Here is an 18,087-nt window from a genome sequence, read left to right as displayed (position 1 = left end):
CGAACCTTTGTCTGTCGATTACGCAGGACTAAGAGTGCCATGCCGGTAGACGACGGTTCGCATCGGCCGGTGCACTGCTCGCGAGGTCCGCCGCCGTCGCCGGGTCCGCCGAATCCGCCGCAGCATCCGGAATGCTCGCGTCCGCCACCTCCGCCGGATCTTCGGGTGACGGCGGGCCCTCGGGTGACGGCGGGCCCTCCGGCCGACCGGCGCCTTCCCCGCCTGCTTCGTCCCCGCCCGCCGTCAGCCTGATGCGCGCGCCCGGACCCACCACCACCGCCCACTGCGCGGGCGCGGTCCGCAGCCACCCCCGCACCTGGGCCCCGAAGGCCGGCACGTCACGGGCGAGCTGGGTCAGCCGCCGGTCGAAGCAGGCGGCCCCCTCCGGCGTACGGGCCATCAGCAGCCCCGTGCGGTGGACGAGGTCCCGCGTCCGCGCCTCGCCGCGCTCGCCGACCCCGCTCACCACCGCCCGCAGGAGGGTGTCGAGGACGGTGACGTCCCGCTCGTGCGGCCCGTACTGCTCGCACTCCAACAGCACCTCCAGCAACTCCTGGCGCAGCGGGCGCGATACGGACGTGCCGGGGGCGGCCAGTACGGGCGCGAGGGCCCGGCGGACCTGCGCCGGGTGGGTCCGCAGCAGATCCGCGACCAGCGGGAAGAGGACGGCCCGGCCGGCCGGGCCCGCTTCCAGCCGCCGGTCGACGAACGCGGCGGCGTGGGCGGCGCCCTCGGGGTGGTGCTCCAGGTGCTCGCGCACGAGCGCGGCCGCGCGGCGGGCGAGGGCGGGGGTGGTGACCTCGGCGAGGGTGCGCAGCACGTCGCCGGGCCCCTCCCCCGGCTGGTAAAGCCGTGCGCGGAAGGCGGCGAGGACGGGCTCGGGGTGGGTGGTCAGGGCGGCGGCGAGGGCGCCGGGCGGCAGGTGCGGGTCGCCGGTGGTGAAGCGGGCGATCGCCTGCGGGAGGTGCTTGGAGCGGGTCTGGCGGTCGCGGACGAGCAGCGCGAGCGCGGCACCGTGCAGGGTGCCCTCCGCGGGGCGGTCGAGCAGGGCGAGCGCGGAGTAGCGCAGCAGCTGCCGGTCGGCCTCGGTGGTGACGTGGGGCGCGGCCTTGAGCGCGTACGCGGCGGCGGCCACGTGCCGGTCGACGCGGTCGTGGTGGGCCCAGCGGTCGACGGCCCGGCAGAGCGCGGAGGGCTCGTCCTCGGCGAGGGCGGACAGCAGTTCGTCGGCGTGGGGGTGCGCGGCGTCCACGAGGGCCTCGGCCAGGTCGTCGACGGCGCGCCTGCGGTGGGTGTGCAGGAGGGCCTGGGCGGCGGCGGAGACGGTGGGGCGCACTCCGAAGCAGGGGGCGCCGCCGTCCGGCGTGGTCTGGAGGGGGCGGTCGTCACCGAACCACTGGCACAGGAGCGGCTGCGCCGTGCAGGGGTCCTCGGTGAGCACGGTCGCCACGGCGGTCAGGAAGCGGTCCGGCTGCGGCGAGGGGCGCTGCGGGGCGGCGGCCGTGCCGGGGGGCGGCCCGTCGGCGGGGATCAGGACGCGCAGCAGTTCGAGGCGGTCGGCGGCGCCGAGCGGCAGCCGGAGCCAGAACCACGGTCCGAATTCCGCGAGGCCGCCGAAGGTGCGGGTGGCCCCGCCGTCGAAGCCGCCGTGGGCCAGGGAGCGGGCGGTGACGCGCTCGGCGAGCAGCCGCAGGACGTCGAGGTAGGGCGTGGCGTCCGGTACGCGCAGCAACGCCTCGCCGAGCAGATGCGCGGCCCACCAGACGGGGTCGGGGACGGTCCGGGGCGCTTCCTCACCGCCGGTCGGCATCGTGTCCGCCGCCGGCGCCCCGGCGTCCGGCTCGGCCCCTTCCTCCTCGGGGGCGGGCAGGGACCGGACCGGGAGGGTCTCGACGGCGTGGACCAGCGCGCTGAGGCGGCGGGCGAGCTCGGCGGGGCCCGAGCGCCGTGCGAGGAGGAACAGCGACTGGAGGACCGGGCCGATGCGGTGGCGCGGAACGGGGAGGGGCCGGGACGGCTTCCGCCCGGCGTCGCCGCCGCGCCGGGTGCGGCGGCGGGCCGCCGGTGTCCGGTCGGACTCCTCCTCCCGCCGGGACGGCAGCCGGGCGGCGGCCCGGCCGGGTGCGCCCTCGGGCTCGTACCAGTGGTGGACCAGGGCGTGCAGGGCGGTGTCGAGGTCGAGGTGCGCCCCCTGGAGCCAGTCGGAGAACTCCTCGTGCGCGAAGCGGTAGCCCGCGCCGGCCGGTACGAGCAGGCCCTCGGTGAGCACGGCGGAGGCCCAGCCCGTGCGCCAGGGGAACAGCTCCTCGAAGGCCTCCCGCTCCAGCTCCCCCTGACCCGGCCCCAGGCACCGCCTCGCGGCCTCGTGCACCTGCCCGGCGACGCGGGTGGCGAGCCGCCGCACGGCCGCACCGCGCGGCGGCGGTGTGCGCGCGGCGGCCAGCCGGACGGCGATCCGCAGGCAGACCAGATCGAGGTAGGCGGAGAAGACGTCCCACCGGTCGGGGGCCCGGTCCTCGGGGCCGCCGCGCACCCGGCCGTCCGGGAGCGCGGCCTGGACCTCCGCCAGCAGCCGCAGGGCGAGGGGGTGGCAGGCGTCCGCCGGGGAGACCGCGTCGGGGGCGAGGGCGTAGGCGGCGCGGGCCTCGGCGGCCTGCCCGGGCGCGAGGTCGGTGAGCAGGACGCAGGGCGGCAGCGCGCGGGGGTGGGACGCGGGCGACGGCACGTGCAGCGCGGCGGGCGGGAAGAGGGCACCGGCGCTCTCCCAGTGCTCCGGGCGGCAGGCGACGATCATCCGGGTGGCCGTCTTCTCCAGCCAGCCGGCGGTCGCGGCCGTCCAGCCGGCGAGGGCGTGGGCGAGGCCGGGCGGCATCTCCTCGGGGCCGTCGAGGAGGACGAGCAGCGGGCGGCCCACGCGGTGCGCCATCTCCGCGACGGCCTCCGGGGTGGCGTCGGTGGGGTCCCCCACGGTGCCGTCGGCGCCCGCCGAGGCGGTGACGATCCGTCCGGCGGTCTCCAGGACCCGCGCGACGGCGTCCCGGACGCTCTCGTCCCCGACCCGCAGGTCCGCGCCGCGCAGCCACACGGTCGGTGCGGGCTCGTCCCCCCGCGCCCGCCGCCCGGCGAGCGCCCCCAGCTCGGTCGTACGCCCGGTCCCGGGGTCCCCGACCAGCCCCAGCACGCTTGCCTTGCGGCTTCGCGGCCCCGCACAGTGATGGCCCGACGGGTCGTCGTCCGGCTCGGGGCCGTCACCACAGCGGGTCCCGCCGGCTTCCGGCGCCGGACCGTCGGCCCGGCCGTCTCCACCATCGCAGTGGCAACCACCCTGCTCGCTGTTCGAGGAGTCCCCCGACCCGCCACCGCACCGGCCGCCGTCCCCGGAACCTCCGGACGACGACGCCGAGCCCTCGCCGTGCTCGCCGTGACCCGCGTCGACGCCGTCGTTCGCCTCGCCGGTGCCTTCGCTCGCGGCAGCGTCGTCGTCATCGCTGAGGAACCGCGCGAACTCCCTCTGCACCTCCGGACGTTCCACGGGCTCGCTCCACGCGAGTGAGGTCGTGGCCGGGCCGAGGGAGGTCGCCGTGAGCTGGAGGCCGCCCGCGAGATTGAGTTCCGGGCCGTACGCGGGGACCGTGGCCGCGTTGCGCTCGAGGAGTTCGGCCAGGGGTCCGTCCGGGGCGGTCGCGGCGGCGGCGCGCAGGGGGATGGCGAAGCCGCCGGCCCGTTGTTCGGTGTGGAGCGCGGTACCGAGGACGGCGACGACCGCACCGGTCCGGGCGTCGATGACGGGACCGCCCGTCGCCTCCTCGCCGAGCCGCAGGCCGTCGCGCTCGCCGAGGGACAGCTCCAGCGCGGCGCCGAGCAGATGGAAGCGGTCGGTCGCGGTGTAGATCACCAAGGCGTCGCCGATGACCTGGGCGGTCTGCCAGCGGCCCGCCCTCAGCCGGACCTTCGCGCCGCCTTCGACGCACTCGGCGCCCGCGACCGGCAGCGGCGGCACGCAGAGGCCCTCGGTACGCACGAGGGCGAGGTCCGAGCCGGGCAGGGGGGTGACCGCCTCGACGCCGACGAGGCACGTGCGCTCGCCCGGCGCGTGCAGCACCAGACGGGCCAGGCCGTCGACGGCCTCATGGCTGGTGATCACGGTGCCGCGGTCGTCGGCCACGAAACCCGTGCCGCGCGGCCGCCCGGCGAGATCGCGGATACGCACCAACGATTCGTCCGCATCGGCCCGCCGCACACTCATCCGCCGATACCTCCCCGCCATGCCGGTTCGTTCCGACCGTAGGCAGCGGATGATCGGCAGGACAGATCACAGACCGAACGCGCCCCCTTCCACCCCCGTTGTTCACTCCGAGCGCCTGCCCATTGGGGTGAATCCGCGGTACGGGATGGATAGACGGCAGCGGAGGGGTATCGCGTGGTGCGCGACGACGGCGCCGAAAACGAGACAGAGGGCGGGCGCCGTGCGCCCACCCTCTGTCAGAGCCGGATTCCCGGCCCGGGCCGAAAGGTCAGCCGAAGACCGCGAGGCTCTTCGCCTTGCCGCCCTGGTTCTCGACCAGCACCAGGAAGCGGCCGTCCGGGCCGAAGACCGCGATCGGCCCCGTGGTGTCGAAGAGCGGGACCTTGATCCGGACGCCGTTGCCGAGCAGGCGGGCCTGCTCCTCGTTCACGTCCCAGCGCTGGAACGCCGCGGCGGCCGCGTCGGCGACCGGCATGACGGTCAGCTCCTCCTGGAGCTGGTCCAGCGTGCGGGCCTCGCCCAGCGCGTACGGGCCGACACGGGTGCGGCGCAGCGCCGTGAGGTGGCCGCCGACGCCGGTGTCGGCACCCAGGTCGCGTGCGAGGGCGCGGACGTACGTCCCCGACGAGCAGACGACGGAGACGAGCAGGTCCTGCACCGGGGTGCCGTCCGCCGCCTCGGCCGGGTGCACGGCGTGCACGGCGAAGGAGGAGACCGTCACCGGCCGGGCCGGGATCTCGAAGTCCTCGCCCTCGCGGGCCCGGGCGTACGACCGCTTGCCGTCGATCTTGATCGCGCTGACCTTCGACGGGACCTGCATGATCTTTCCGCTGAGCTTGGCGACCCCGGCGTCGATCGCCTCGCGGGTGACCCCGGAGGCGTCGGCGGACGAGGTGATCTCGCCCTCGGCGTCATCCGTCACGGTGTTCTGCCCGAGCCGGATGGTGGCCACGTACTCCTTCTCGGTCAGCGCGAGGTGACCGAGCAGCTTGGTCGCCCGCTCGACGCCGAGGACGAGCACACCGGTCGCCATCGGGTCGAGGGTCCCGGCGTGACCGACCTTCCGGGTCCGCGCGATGCCGCGCATCTTGGCGACGACGTCGTGCGAGGTGAAACCGGCCGGCTTGTCGACGATGACCAGGCCGTCCGGGCAGACCACGCGCGGTCCCTTCGCCTTCGGACGCTCCGGCCGGGCCGCGGTGCCCTTGGGCTCCGCGGCCGGGGCGGCCGGGGCGACCTCGGCGGCGGGCTCGACGCTCGCGTCGGCCGCCGGGGTCACCGCGGGGCGCTCGCTTGGTGCCTGGTGGTTCATTCGGAGGCTGCGCCCTTGCTGTCCGAGCCGTCCGAACCGGCGTCGTCGACGCCGTCCTCGTCCTCGCCCGGCTTGCGGTACGGGTCCGCGTCACCGGCGTACTGGGCGCCCGAGGACACCTCGCGGACCTCCGCGTCCTTGGCCTTGGCCTTGGCGAGCAGGTCGTCGATGGTCCGGGCGTTGTCCGGCAGGGCGTCCGGGACGAAGGTCAGGGTCGGGGTGAAGCGGACCCCGGTCTCCCGGCCGACCGTGGAGCGCAGGATGCCCTTGGCGCTCTCCAGCGCGGCCGCCGAGGCGGCCCGCTCCTCGTCGTCGCCGTAGACCGTGTAGAACACGGTGGCCTGCTGCAGATCGCCCGTGACCCGGGTGTCGGTGATGGTCACATAGCCGAGCCGCGGGTCCTTGATCCGGCGCTGGAGGGTCTCCGCAATGATCACCCGGATGCGGTCGGCCAGTTTGCGCGCCCGCGCGTTGTCGGTCATGCGCCTACTTCTTTCTTCTTCGGTTCAGTCATCAGTCGTCGTCGCCGTGGATCCGCCGTCTCACCGACAGCAGTTCCACTTCCGGCCGCCCGGCGACGAGTCGCTCGCAGCGGTCCAGAACGTCCGTGAGGTGCGCCGCGTCCCCCGAGACCGCCGCCAGGCCTATCTCGGCTCTGCGGTGAAGGTCCTGGTCGCCGACCTCCGCCACGCTCACCGCGTACTTGCGGTGCAGCTCGGCGACGATCGGACGGACGACGGAGCGCTTCTCCTTCAGCGACCGGACGTCGCCGAGGAGGAGGTCGAAGGACAGAGTCCCTACATACATGCGTGACGGGTGAAGCCCACCCGGGAGGCGTGAGGTGTGTCTGTGTCTGCTTGTACGAGCTCTTAGAACCGTACATGCAACGGCCGGGGCCGATCGACGGAAATAATCCGCCGACCGGCCCCGAATCGTTCTACGCAGATCAGCCGCGCGGCTTCTCGCGCATCTCGTACGTCGCGATGACGTCGTCGATCTTGATGTCGTTGAAGTTTCCGAGGTTGATACCGCCCTCGTAGCCTTCGCGGATCTCGGTGACGTCGTCCTTGAAGCGGCGCAGACCCTGGATCGTGAGGTCCTCCGCGATGACCTTGCCGTCGCGGATGAGGCGCGCCTTGGTGTTGCGCTTGACCTCGCCGGAGCGGATGAGAACACCCGCGATGTTGCCCAGCTTGGACGAGCGGTAGATCTCGCGGATCTCCGCCGTACCGAGCTCGACCTCTTCGTACTCCGGCTTCAGCATGCCCTTGAGGGCCGCCTCGATCTCCTCGATCGCCTGGTAGATGACCGAGTAGTAGCGGACGTCGACGCCCTCGCGCTCGGCCATCTGCGTGGCACGGCCCTCGGCGCGGACGTTGAAGCCGATGACGATGGCGTCGGAGCCGGTCGCCAGGTTGATGTCCGACTCGGTGACCGCACCCACACCGCGGTGCAGCACGCGGATCTCGACCTCTTCGCCGACGTCGAGCTGGAGCAGCGAGGACTCGAGAGCCTCCACCGAACCGGACGCGTCGCCCTTGATGATGATGTTGAGATCCTGGACCAGACCGGCCTTGAGCACCTTGTCGAGGTCCTCGAGGGACACCCGGCGGGTGCGCTTGGCGAAGGCGGCGTTGCGCTCACGCGCAGCGCGCTTCTCGGCGATCTGGCGAGCCGTGCGGTCCTCGTCGACGACGAGGAAGTTGTCGCCGGCGCCCGGGACGTTGGTCAGACCGAGGACGAGGACCGGGGTCGAGGGACCCGCCTCTTCCACGTTCTGGCCCTTGTCGTCGAGCATCGCGCGGACACGGCCGTAGGCGTCACCGGCGACCATCGTGTCACCGACGCGGAGGGTACCGCGCTGGACGAGCACGGTGGCCACGGCGCCGCGACCACGGTCGAGGTGGGCTTCGATCGCAATACCCTGCGCGTCCTGCTCCGCGTTGGCGCGCAGGTCGAGCGAGGCGTCCGCGGTGAGGACCACGGCCTCCAGCAGGGAGTCGATGTTCAGACCCTGCTTGGCGGAGATGTCGACGAACATGGTGTCGCCGCCGTACTCCTCGGCCACCAGACCGAACTCGGTGAGCTGACCGCGCACCTTGGTCGGGTCGGCACCCTCGACGTCGATCTTGTTGACCGCGACCACGATCGGCACGTCGGCCGCCTTGGCGTGGTTCAGCGCCTCGATCGTCTGCGGCATGACACCGTCGTTGGCCGCCACCACGAGGATCGCGATGTCGGTCGACTTGGCACCACGGGCACGCATGGCGGTGAACGCCTCGTGACCCGGGGTGTCGATGAAGGTGATGGCGCGCTCTTCGCCGTTGACCTCGGTGGCGACCTGGTACGCACCGATGTGCTGCGTGATACCGCCGGCCTCGCCCGCAACGACGTTCGTCTTGCGGATGGCGTCCAGCAGTCGGGTCTTACCGTGGTCGACGTGACCCATGACGGTCACGACCGGCGGACGGGAGACGAGCATCTCCTCGCCGCCCTCGTTCTCACCGAACTCGATGGAGAACGACTCGAGCAGCTCGCGGTCCTCCTCCTCGGGGCTGACGATCTGAACCTGGTAGTTCATCTCGTCGCCGAGGAGCGTCAGCGTCTCGTCGGACACCGACTGGGTCGCGGTGACCATCTCGCCGAGGTTCATCATCACGGCGACGAGCGACGCCGGGTTGGCGCCGATCTTCTCCGCGAAGTCGGTGAGGGAGGCACCACGGGACAGGCGAATGGTCTCGCCGCCACCGCGGGGCAGCATCACGCCGCCGACGGACGGGGCCTGCATGGCCTCGTACTCCTGGCGCCTCTGCCGCTTCGACTTGCGACCACGACGCGCCGGACCGCCGGGACGGCCGAACGCACCCTGCGTGCCACCACGGGCACCGGGGCCGCCGGGGCGACCGCCGAAGCCGGGACGACCGCCGAAGCCGCCGCCACCACCGGGAGCGCCACCGCCACCGGGACGACCGGCGAAGCCGCCGCCGCCACCGGGACGACCGCCGCCACCGGGACCGGCCGGACGGCCGGCGAAGCCGCCGCCGCCGGGACGACCGGCACCGCCGGGACGACCCGCGCCGCCGCCGGGACCGCGACCGCCGCCACCGGGGCCCGGACGCGGGCCGGCAGCCGGACGCTGCGGCATCATGCCCGGGTTCGGGCGGTTGCCCGCGGGAGCGCCACCGGGACGCGGAGCGCCACCGGGACCGCCCTGCGGACGAGGCATGCCACCGGGGGTCGGACGGGCGCCGCCCTGACCCTGGGGACGCGGAGCACCACCGGGACCGCCCTGCGGACGGGGACCGCCGGGGCCGGGCCGGTCGCCGCCGGGACGCGGGGCGCCACCGGGACGGGGGGCCTGCGGGCGGGCCATGCCGGTGGAGCCACCGGAGGTGAAGGGGTTGTTGCCCGGACGGGGACCGGCCGGACGGGCGCCACCGGGACGCGGGGCACCCTGGCCCTGCGGACGGGGGGCACGCTCGGGGCGGCCGCCTTCCCGCTGACCGCCGTCACGACCGGCGGGCGCCGGACGGGCCGGACGCGGGCCGGGGGTGGCGCCGGGGCGCGGACCGGAGGGGGCCTGCTGGCTCGGCTGGGCCGGGGCCGGCGCGGAGAACTCCGCGGCGGGCACCGGGGTGACCGGCGCGGGCTTGGCCGGAGCCGCCGGGGCGGGCTTCGGACCCGGGCGCGGGCCGGGGGTCGGCGCGCCACCTGCGGGCTTGGGGGTTGCGGGCGCCTCCGCGGCCGGCTTGGGAGCCGGGGCAGCGGGACGGGCCGGGGCACCCGGAGTGGGGGCACCCGGCTTCGCGGGCGCGGCCTTGCGCGGCGCCGCGGGCTTGGCAGCGGACTTGCCGGCGTTGCCGCCGGGCCCCTGCAAAGCGTCAGTCAACTTGCGGACTACAGGCGCCTCGATCGTCGAGGACGCCGAACGGACGAATTCACCAAGTTCTTGGAGCTTGGCCATGACGACCTTGCTCTCAACACCGAACTCCTTGGCGAGTTCGTATACCCGGACCTTAGCCACTTCGCTCCTTCTAGGTCCGGGTTGTCCACCGGACCGTCGCTACTTCATGGGCGTACTCATCGCGTACTCATCGAGTGCTCATCGCAATCTCGACCTACTTCCAACTCGCGAGGTACCTGACCGCACGGTTTCCCGTGCCGTTCTTCTTACGGTGTTGCCTGGCGGTGCCGCTCGGCCTGATCGACGTAGTGCCGAAGCGCCGAGGTATCGAACGGTCCCTGGCTTTTGAAGGCCCGGGAGAACGCCCGGCGGCGGACCGCCAGGTCGAGGCAGACCAGTGTGGGATGCACGGAGGCACCCCGGCCGGGCAGCGTACCGCGAGGATCGGGGACGCAAGCGCCCTCGTTCACCACGATCCGCAGCAGATCGCCCTTGGCCGCTCGCTCCCGGCACCCCACACAGGTGCGCTCAGGGCATGCGCGGGCATGCGTCCGGCCAGACACTGATTAAGTCTACCTCCCCGCGCCGACCTCACCCCTGTGGGGCGATGATCGGGCACATATGGATTTCGGCCACCCTGCGGGGCCGCTCCCGGATGTGACTCCGGATGTCATTCGCGAAGCGGCGGCGGGCCGCTGCCGGCCCGCGCCCTTCCCGCTGTTCTTCCCCGCTGGATCAGTCCCGGTAGCGGTCGGACCGCTCGGACCGGTAGGGCTGCTCGGACCGCTCGGAGCGGTCGGACTGCCCGTCCTGCTCGGTGTCCGGGCGGATGTCGATCCGCCAGCCGGTCAGCCGCGCCGCGAGGCGGGCGTTCTGGCCCTCCTTGCCGATGGCGAGGGAGAGCTGGTAGTCCGGCACGGTCACCCGGGCGGAGCGCGCGCCGAGGTCCACGACCTCGACCTTGCTCACCCGCGCGGGGGACAGCGCGTGCGCCACGAGCTCCGCCGGGTCGTCCGACCAGTCGACGATGTCGATCTTCTCGCCGTGCAGCTCGGCCATGACCGCGCGGACCCGGCCGCCCATCGGGCCGATGCAGGCGCCCTTGGCGTTCAGGCCGGACCGGGTGGACCGGACGGCGATCTTGGTGCGGTGACCGGCCTCACGGGCGATGGCGGCGATCTCCACCGAACCGTCCGCGATCTCCGGGACCTCCATGGCGAAAAGCTTCTTCACCAGGTTGGGGTGGGTGCGCGAGAGCGTCACGGACGGACCGCGGACACCCTTCGCCACCCGGACGACGTACGTCCGAAGACGCGTGCCGTGCTTGTACTCCTCGCCCGGCACCTGCTCCTGGACCGGCAGGATGGCTTCCAGCTTGCCGATGTCGACCAGGACGTTCTTGGGGTCCTTGCCCTGCTGGACGACGCCCGCGACGACGTCGCCCTCGCGGCCCGCGAACTCACCGAAAGTGATCTCGTCCTCGGCGTCGCGCAGACGCTGGAGGATGACCTGCTTGGCGGTGGTCGCGGCGATCCGGCCGAAGCCGGAAGGCGTGTCGTCGAACTCGCGGGGCTCCTCGCCCTCCTCCAGGTCCTGCGGGTCCTCCTTCGCCCACACCGTGACGTGGCCGGACGCGCGGTCCAGCTCGACGCGGGCGCGGCGGCGGCTTCCCTCGGTGCGGTGGTACGCGATGAGGAGGGCCGACTCGATCGCCTCGACCAGCAGGTCGAAAGAGATCTCCTTCTCTCGCACCAGACCCCGCAGGGCACTCATGTCGATGTCCACGGCTACGCCTCCTCTTGACTCTCGTCGGTCTCGTCCTCGGCCATGTCGGCTTCTTGCGGGGACTTCCGGTTGAACTCGATCTCCACGCGGGCCTTCGCGATCTCGGCGAAGGCCAGCCTGCGGGCGGTGGGCTTGCGGCCCTTCACACCCGGTACCTCCAGGTCCAGCCCCTCGTCGTCGACGGCGACGATGCGCGCGACCAGCTCGCCGCCCTCGGTCAGCTGCGCCTTGATCAGGCGGCCGGTGGCCCGTACGAAGTGGCGGTGCTCGGTCAGGGGGCGGTCGGCGCCGGGCGAGGTGACCTCCAGCACGTAGGGGGTCCCGCCCATGACGTCCGTCTCGTCGAGCTTCTCGGAGATCGCACGGCTGACTTCCGCACACGCGTCCAGCTGCACACCCTCATCGGAATCGACCACGATGCGGAGCACACGGCGCTTGCCGGCCGGCGTCACCTCGACCTCTTCCAGATCCAGCTCTCGCGCGCTGACGAGAGGGGCGAGCAATTCGCGCAGCCTCTCGCTCTGGGTGGTGCTCATCCGGGTGACTCCTCGGCCGCGTGTGCTGTTGTGGGAATGTCGCGTGTCTGGTCAAAGCCTATCTGTTCCGGCAGCCGACTGACGATTCGGTGCCCGCTCCCCGGTCGGGTGACCGCGCGCCGGTACGCTCACGTGCGGTGATCATGACCCGACCAGGCGGAAAGAGGATCGTGTCGCTCACGACGACGACGCGGGGCCCCGGCGACCCGCGCAGACGCAGGGTACTGGCAGGCGGCGCGGCGGCCCTGCTGACGGGCGGCGGCGCCCTGCTGACCGGCTGTTCCGACGATCCGGGCCCCCACGACGAACGCTCCTCGGCCGAGGAGCGGCTGCGCGCCCGCGCCGGGCGGGACTCGGCGGCGCTGCTGGAGCGGTACGACGCGACGATCGGCGCGCACGCCGCGCTCGCGGAGCGGCTGCGGCCACTGCGGGCCGAGGTCGCCCGGCACGCGGCGGCCCTCGGCGCCCGCGCGTCCTCCGCTTCTCCTTCCGCTTCGGGTTCCACGTCCCCTTCCGGCCCTTCCGCTTCCGTCTCCCCGGGGAAGGCCGGCCCCGCGGTCCCCAAGGACGAGAAGGCGGCCCTGGCCGCCCTCGCGGACGCCGAGCGGCGTACCGCCGACACCCACACCGCGGCCCTGGCTTCCGCCCCGCCCGAACTCGCCCGCCTCCTCGCCTCCGTCGCGGCCTCGGGCGCGGCCCACGCCTATCTCCTCGGCGGTGTCGCGTGAGCGAATCACCCGGCTCCAAGAAGCACGATCCGGCGCTGGAGGCGGCACAGGCGGCGCTCGCGGCCGAGCACGCCGCCGTCTACGGGTACGGAATCGTCGGCGCGCGCGTCGGCGAGGCGCGGCAGACGGAGGCCCGGGAGGCGCACGACGCCCACCGGGCCCGGCGGGACGCGATGTGGCGCTCCGTCCGGTCCCTGGGCGGCACGCCCGAGGCGGCGTCCGCCGCGTACGCGCTGCCGTTCCCCGTGCCGGACGAGGGCGCGGCCGTGCGGCTCGCGGCGGAGTTGGAGAGTCGGCTCGCCGCGGTCTACGCCGATCTCGTACGGGCCGCCACGGGCGCCCGGCGCCGCGAGGCGGCGGCCGCGCTGCGCGAGGCGGCGGTGCGGGCGGTGCGCTGGCGGGGCGGCAGCGTAGCCTTCCCTGGGCTCGTCGAGCGGGCTCCTCGAACCGGGGCCGGCAACTCGCCGGACGGCGCGCCAAAGCGCCTCTGACCAGCACAGACGAAAAGGACAGCGCAGGGATGGCCAACGCGAACGACCGCTTCGAACCGCCGGAGCGGCTGGTGCGCGCCCTGGGCCGGGAAGAGGAAGAGGGCGGCGTGGCGGCACGCCGCTGGCTCGCGGACCTGCCCGGGAGCGCCCGGGAGTACCTGGAACGCTGGGAGTTGACGCCCGATCGGGTCCAGACCCCGGGTGGCCGGACCAGCATGGTCGTCCTCGTCCGGCAGTCCGACGGCACACCCGCGGCACTCAAGCTCGGCCTGCCGGACGGCGCGATCGCCCTGGAACACGCGGCGCTCACCCACTGGAACGGCCGGGGCGCGGTGCGGCCGCTGCGCGCCGACCCGGACGCGGGCGTGCTGCTCCTGGAGCGGCTGCACGGGGATGTGAGCCTGCGCTCCCTGGCGGACGCGAAGGCTCTGTTGGAGGCGGCGGCGACGTTGCAGCGCCTGTGGGTGCCGCCCGCGGAGGGGCACCCGTTCACCGGCGTCGCGGACCACACGGCCGCCCTGGCGGACGTCCTGCGCGAACGCCGCGCCGAGCCGTGGGCGGCCGATGTCCGGACGGTGATCGACGAGGCGCTGGAACTGCGCGAGGGCCTGCTGGCCGACGCCGGGGACCCGCAGCCGTCCCTCTTGCACGGCGACTACCACCAGGGGAACGTCCTCTCCGGCGACCGGTCGCCCTGGCTGGCGATCGGTCCGCGCCCCCTGGTGGGAGAGCGGGCGTACGACCTGGCCTGGCTGGTCCGGGACCGGCTCGACACCCTGCTGGCCGCCCCCGGCGCACCCGCCGCGGCGCGCCGCCGGGTGGCGAAGCTGGCGGAGTCGCTGGACGTCGACCGCGACCGTCTGCGCGGCTGGACGGTCTTCCGGGCGGTGGAAGCGGGCGTCCGCGAACTGTCCACCGGCGGCCGCCCGGCGGGCGAACTCCTGCTGGAGTTCGCCGGCCTGCTGTGACGCCGGGCGCTTGCCCGGCGGGGTGACGCCCGGTTGCCACCCGCCGGGGCCGTCGGCTCGCGGGGCTGTGCTCCACCCCCGGGGCCCGCTTGACCGATGGGTGCTGCCGAGCCGTCAGGGCCTGCCGCCTCCGAGCGTGATCCCGGCCCCGACGCAGGGGTCCGTCCGTCCGGGTGCCGGCCCGAGCCGCGTATCCCGATCCGTCCCGGCCGGGGCGGGGCTGCCCGCAGCCCAAGCTCCGCGCCCCGCCGAAGCCCTCGGACCACCCCGCCGAGGCGGCGTCGGCGTGCCTCCGGCGAGGCGGTCGGGACGCCCTCGGCCGCTGCCCTCCGGGCTGCCTCTCCCCCGGCCGGGGACAACCACGACCTGCGGGGTCGCTACCCCGCCCGGCCGGGGAACCTGCGACCGGTGAGCGATCCCGGCCTCAGGGGCGGACAGCCGGTCTCCAGGCCTCGCCCGGCCTCGGCCGGTGCGCCTGACCGGGAGTCAGCCCGTGGTCGCCGCCCCGGCCGGCCAGGCCGACCGGCTATACCGCCGCGGCCAGAAGGGTCAGCGCCTCGTCGACGGGCAGTTCCTCGCGGGTGCCGGTGCGGCGGTCCTTGAGTTCGACCACGCCGGAGGCGGCACCGCGGCCGACGACGAGGATCGTGGGCACGCCGATCAGTTCCGCGTCGGTGAACTTCACGCCGGGCGACACGCCCGCGCGGTCGTCGACCAGGACCCGGACGCCCGCGGCGCCCAGCTTCTCGGCGAGTTCCAGGGCGAGTTCCGTCTGCACGGCCTTGCCCGCCGCGACGATGTGCACGTCCGCCGGGGCGACCTCGCGCGGCCAGCACAGACCGGACTCGTCGTGGGTCTGCTCGGCGAGCGCGGCGACGGCCCGTGAGACGCCGATGCCGTACGAACCCATGGTGACCCGGACCGGCTTGCCCTGCTGCCCGAGCACGTCGAGGCCGAAGGCGTCGGCGTACTTGCGGCCGAGCTGGAAGATGTGGCCGATCTCGATCGCCCGCCCGATCTCCAGGCCCGCGCCACAGCGGGGGCACGGGTCGCCGGGCTCGACGACGACGACGTCGAGGTACTGGTCGACCTCGAAGTCCCGCCCGCACACCACGTTGCGGGCGTGCGTGTCCGCCTTGTTGGCGCCGGTGACCCAGGCCGTGCCGGGTGCCACGCGGGGGTCGGCGATGTAGCGCACGCCGAGGCCCTGCGGGCCGACGTAGCCGCGTACGAGATCGGGCCGGCCCACGAAGTCCTCGGCCGTCACCAACTCCACGACGGCGGGCGCCAGATGCTCGCCGAGCTTGCCGAGGTCCACCTCGCGGTCGCCCGGCACGCCGACGGCCGTGATCTCGCCGTCGACCTTGACGAGGAGGTTCTTCAGGGTCGCCGAGGCGGGCACGCCCAGGTGCGCGGCGAGGGTCTCGATGGTGGGGGTGTCGGGGGTGTCCAGCTCCTCGACGGGGCCGTGGCCCGACGGGTCGGCGGGTGCCACGACCGCGGTGACCGCCTCGGTGTTGGCGGCGTAGTCACAGGCCGGACAGTCGACGAAGGTGTCCTCGCCGGCCCCGGCCGGGGCCAGGAACTCCTCCGAAGCCGAGCCGCCCATCGCACCCGAGACGGCGGAGACGACGCGGTAGTCGAGGCCGAGCCGCTCGAAGATCCGCGTGTAGGCCTCGCGGTGCAGCCGGTAGGACTCGGCGAGGCCCTCGTCCGTGGTGTCGAAGGAGTACGAGTCCTTCATCTGGAACTCGCGCCCGCGCAGCACGCCCGAGCGGGGACGCGCCTCGTCGCGGTACTTCGTCTGGATCTGGTAGAGGATCACCGGCAGGTCCTTGTAGGACGTGCACTGGTCCTTGACCGTGAGGGTGAAGATCTCCTCGTGCGTGGGCCCGAGCAGATAGTCGGCGCCCTTGCGGTCCTTCAGGCGGAAGAGGAGATCGCCGTACTCCTCCCAGCGCCCGCTCGCCTCGTAGGGCTCCTTGGGCAGCAGCGCGGGCAGCAGGACCTCCTGGCCGCCGATGGCGTCCATCTCCTCGCGCACCACGCGCGAGACGTTGTCCAGCACCTTCTTGCCGAGCGGCAGCCAGGTCCAGACGCCCGCGGACGTACGGCGGACGTACCCGGCGCGGACCAGCAGCTTGTGGCTGGCGGTCTCGGCGTCGGCCGGGTCGTCGCGCAGTGTCTTGATCATCGTCGTGGACATGCGCTGGACGTGGGCCATCGTGGTCTCCTGCTGCGTAGTGGGAATGCCAGGAGATTAGCGGCAGGGCACAACGGTCAGGAAACGACTTCCGTCACCCCAACAGCGGAAGCGGCGCCCCCATCACCGCATACGGCCTCGGCGCACTCGGACCGCATCCCCCGGGGACAACCCCCGGACCCCCGGCCCGCCCCGGTCACCCCAGCAACGGAAGCGGCGCCCCCATCACCGCATACGGCCTCGGCGCACTCGGAAAGTGCACCGGTCGGGCCAGGTCGTGGTAGCCGAGCTTGCGGTAGAGGGCCCGCGCCGGGCTTTCCGTGTCGATCGCGGAGAGGATGCTGCGCGGCTCCTGCGCGCTCGCGGTGATCGTGGTGATCAGCGACCGGCCGATCCGCCGGTTCTGGTAGGCGGGGTGGACGTGCAGCTCGGTGATCACGAAGGCGTCGTCCAGCCAGCCCTCGGAGCCGGTGGCGCGCAGATACGGCTCGACGACCGTGGACCACCAGTGGGTGCGGTCGTTGGGCATGCCGTAGACGAAGCCGACCAGTCGGCCGCCGTCCGTGGTCGCCCCCAGGGCGCGGGCGCCGCGGCAGCCGAGGTGGCGGAGCACGATGTGGCGCCGCACGCCGACCTCGTCGTCGGTGAGCCCGAAGGCGAGCGCCTGCACGGCGAGCGCGTCGTCGACCCGCGCGGCGAGGTCGAGCGGTCCGACCACGATGTCATCCATGCCCGGAGGCTACCTGGGCGGCAGCCGCTTGTGCGGTGGCCTCGACAACTCAGAACAGCACGCTCGCGAACGCGCCGACTTCCTCGAAGCCCACCCGTCGGTACGCCGCGCGTGCGGCCGTGTTGTAGTCGTTGACGTAGAGGCTGACGACGGGTGAGACCTCGCGCAGGGCGTAGCCGAGGACAGCGGCCATGCCGGTCTCGGAGAAGCCGCGGCCCCGGTACTCGGGGGCGACCCAGACGCCCTGGATCTGGCAGGCGAGGGCCGTCGCCGCGCCGATCTCGGCCTTGAAGACGACGCGGCCGTCCTCGATGCGGGCGAACGAGCGCCCGGCTCCGACGAGCTCGGCGACGCGGGCCTGGTAGAGCAGCCCGCCGTCCCCGGCCAGCGGGGAGACGCCGACCTCCTCGGTGAACATCGCCACGCACGCGGGCATGACCACGTCCAGCTCGTCCTTGCGGATGCGGCGGACGAGCGGGTCGGGCGCGATGTCCGCGGGCATGGCGCGGGTGACCATCAGGGGCTGGTGGGCGCGGACCTCACGGGCCGGGCCCCAGTGGGGTTCGAGGAGGGACCACAGCTCGGTGGTCGCCTCGGCGGGGCCGACGATGGAGGAGCAGCGGCGGCCGGAGCGGCGGGCGCGGTCGGCGAAGGCCCGTACGGCCTCGGGTCCGGCGCAGATGGGGACGAGGTTGGCGCCGGCGTAGCAGAGGGCTTCGAGGCGGCCGCCCGCGTACCAGCCCCACATCTCGCCGCCGAGCCGCCAGGGGTCGAGACCGGCGGCCTGCACCCGCGCGGCGACGAAGGCGTTGGCGACGGGCTCGCGGTCGAGGACGGCGAGGGCCGCGTCGAGGTCGCCGGGCTCCAGGACCTTGGTGGTGGTCGTCGTCAACACGTGTCGGATTGCCTCACCGTCGCGGGCCGGAGGCCATGGGAACAGGTCTTGGCACTGTACCTCTCCGTCCCCTTCGTACACCTCCCCTGACCGGGGAGGCGTCCGCCGTGCCCCGCCGCGGGGGCGGGACACCGTGGTGGATCGAGGGGCGTGCGACGGGCGTGAGGTGTCAGCCGACGCTGACCGACGGCTCGCCGGAGGCGATGCCGTCCTTCTCCATCTGCTCGGCGAGCTTCAGTGCTTCCTCGATGAGGGTCTCCACGATCTTCGACTCCGGAACGGTCTTGAT

General features: G+C 73.7%; 14 protein-coding genes and 1 pseudogene. 3 read left to right on the top strand and 12 right to left on the bottom strand.

Features of this window, described 5'->3' with window-relative positions; genetic code table 11:
- Positions 1 to 28: 28 nt before the first annotated feature.
- From FHS38_RS33305 to rimP, 8 genes are all read right to left on the bottom strand, one after another.
- The gene (locus FHS38_RS33305; protein ID WP_184740074.1) at positions 29 to 4,246 is read right to left on the bottom strand and encodes a trypsin-like peptidase domain-containing protein; all 4,218 of its coding nucleotides are present in this window, start codon (positions 4,244 to 4,246) and stop codon (positions 29 to 31) included.
- A 268-nt stretch (positions 4,247 to 4,514) separates the two neighbouring features.
- Positions 4,515 to 5,558: a tRNA pseudouridine(55) synthase TruB gene (gene truB / locus FHS38_RS33300; RefSeq protein WP_229822908.1), complete on the bottom strand. Its 1,044-nt coding sequence runs from the start codon at positions 5,556 to 5,558 to the stop codon at positions 4,515 to 4,517.
- Positions 5,555 to 6,040, bottom strand: coding sequence for a 30S ribosome-binding factor RbfA (rbfA, locus tag FHS38_RS33295; protein ID WP_130880200.1), 486 nt, complete (start codon positions 6,038 to 6,040; stop codon positions 5,555 to 5,557). The genes truB and rbfA overlap by 4 nt, the downstream gene beginning before the upstream one ends.
- Positions 6,041 to 6,071: 31 nt before the next feature.
- Positions 6,072 to 6,365, bottom strand: coding sequence for a DUF503 domain-containing protein (locus FHS38_RS33290; protein ID WP_130880199.1), 294 nt, complete (start codon positions 6,363 to 6,365; stop codon positions 6,072 to 6,074).
- Between the two features lie 139 nt (positions 6,366 to 6,504).
- Positions 6,505 to 9,582 (bottom strand): translation initiation factor IF-2, encoded by a 3,078-nt coding sequence (infB, locus tag FHS38_RS36260; protein ID WP_184740072.1) that lies wholly within the window; start codon positions 9,580 to 9,582, stop codon positions 6,505 to 6,507.
- A gap of 146 nt (positions 9,583 to 9,728) precedes the next feature.
- Positions 9,729 to 10,025 (bottom strand): YlxR family protein, encoded by a 297-nt coding sequence (locus FHS38_RS33280; RefSeq protein ID WP_184740070.1) that lies wholly within the window; start codon positions 10,023 to 10,025, stop codon positions 9,729 to 9,731.
- Between the two features lie 172 nt (positions 10,026 to 10,197).
- Positions 10,198 to 11,247 (bottom strand): transcription termination factor NusA, encoded by a 1,050-nt coding sequence (gene nusA, locus FHS38_RS33275; RefSeq protein WP_184740068.1) that lies wholly within the window; start codon positions 11,245 to 11,247, stop codon positions 10,198 to 10,200.
- 2 nt (positions 11,248 to 11,249) lie between these two features.
- Positions 11,250 to 11,783 carry a ribosome maturation factor RimP gene (gene rimP / locus FHS38_RS33270; RefSeq protein ID WP_184740066.1) on the bottom strand — a complete coding sequence of 178 codons (534 nt, stop codon included), beginning with the start codon at positions 11,781 to 11,783 and terminating at the stop codon, positions 11,250 to 11,252.
- 170 nt (positions 11,784 to 11,953) lie between these two features.
- Between rimP and FHS38_RS33265 the strand changes: the two genes are divergently transcribed.
- The 3 genes from FHS38_RS33265 to FHS38_RS33255 are packed head-to-tail and all read left to right on the top strand — an operon-like array spanning position 11,954 to position 13,970.
- Entirely contained in the window at positions 11,954 to 12,511 is a 558-nt protein-coding gene (locus FHS38_RS33265; protein WP_184740064.1) for a hypothetical protein, read from the top strand.
- Positions 12,508 to 13,002, top strand: a complete 495-nt coding sequence (locus FHS38_RS33260; RefSeq protein WP_184740062.1) for a ferritin-like domain-containing protein — start codon at positions 12,508 to 12,510, stop codon at positions 13,000 to 13,002. Before FHS38_RS33265 ends, FHS38_RS33260 begins: the two co-directional genes overlap by 4 nt.
- Positions 13,003 to 13,031: 29 nt before the next feature.
- A complete protein-coding gene (locus FHS38_RS33255; protein WP_184740060.1) occupies positions 13,032 to 13,970 on the top strand; it encodes an aminoglycoside phosphotransferase family protein in 939 nt (312 codons plus the stop codon).
- A 526-nt stretch (positions 13,971 to 14,496) separates the two neighbouring features.
- Here the strand turns inward: FHS38_RS33255 and FHS38_RS33250 are convergent.
- From FHS38_RS33250 to FHS38_RS33235, 4 genes and pseudogenes are all read right to left on the bottom strand, one after another.
- Complete coding sequence (locus FHS38_RS33250; RefSeq protein WP_184740058.1) at positions 14,497 to 16,194, bottom strand: proline--tRNA ligase; 1,698 nt, start codon at positions 16,192 to 16,194, stop codon at positions 14,497 to 14,499.
- A 175-nt stretch (positions 16,195 to 16,369) separates the two neighbouring features.
- Positions 16,370 to 16,903 (bottom strand): GNAT family N-acetyltransferase, encoded by a 534-nt coding sequence (locus tag FHS38_RS33245; RefSeq protein WP_184740056.1) that lies wholly within the window; start codon positions 16,901 to 16,903, stop codon positions 16,370 to 16,372.
- Positions 16,904 to 16,952: 49 nt separating this feature from the next.
- The gene (locus tag FHS38_RS33240; protein WP_184740054.1) at positions 16,953 to 17,798 is read right to left on the bottom strand and encodes a GNAT family N-acetyltransferase; all 846 of its coding nucleotides are present in this window, start codon (positions 17,796 to 17,798) and stop codon (positions 16,953 to 16,955) included.
- A gap of 169 nt (positions 17,799 to 17,967) precedes the next feature.
- Positions 17,968 to 18,087, bottom strand: a pseudogene (locus tag FHS38_RS33235) (flavodoxin-dependent (E)-4-hydroxy-3-methylbut-2-enyl-diphosphate synthase); the annotation flags it as partial.

It is taken from the genome of Streptomyces netropsis, assembly GCF_014203545.1.
Taxonomy (GTDB): Bacteria; Actinomycetota; Actinomycetes; order Streptomycetales; family Streptomycetaceae; genus Streptomyces; species Streptomyces netropsis.
This window is presented reverse-complemented; position numbering and strand designations above follow the sequence as displayed.

What these genes read in the sequence shown, in the direction of transcription:
- FHS38_RS33290 (WP_130880199.1), bottom strand. Translation starts at nt 6,365, where the DNA reads ATGTATGTAGGGACTCTGTCCTTCGACCTCCTCCTCGGCGACGTCCGG.
- FHS38_RS33250 (WP_184740058.1), bottom strand. Translation starts at nt 16,194, where the DNA reads ATGGCCCACGTCCAGCGCATGTCCACGACGATGATCAAGACACTGCGC.
- truB (WP_229822908.1), bottom strand. Translation starts at nt 5,558, where the DNA reads ATGAACCACCAGGCACCAAGCGAGCGCCCCGCGGTGACCCCGGCGGCC.
- FHS38_RS33255 (WP_184740060.1), top strand. Translation starts at nt 13,032, where the DNA reads ATGGCCAACGCGAACGACCGCTTCGAACCGCCGGAGCGGCTGGTGCGC.
- rimP (WP_184740066.1), bottom strand. Translation starts at nt 11,783, where the DNA reads ATGAGCACCACCCAGAGCGAGAGGCTGCGCGAATTGCTCGCCCCTCTC.
- rbfA (WP_130880200.1), bottom strand. Translation starts at nt 6,040, where the DNA reads ATGACCGACAACGCGCGGGCGCGCAAACTGGCCGACCGCATCCGGGTG.
- FHS38_RS33245 (WP_184740056.1), bottom strand. Translation starts at nt 16,903, where the DNA reads ATGGATGACATCGTGGTCGGACCGCTCGACCTCGCCGCGCGGGTCGAC.
- FHS38_RS33305 (WP_184740074.1), bottom strand. Translation starts at nt 4,246, where the DNA reads ATGAGTGTGCGGCGGGCCGATGCGGACGAATCGTTGGTGCGTATCCGC.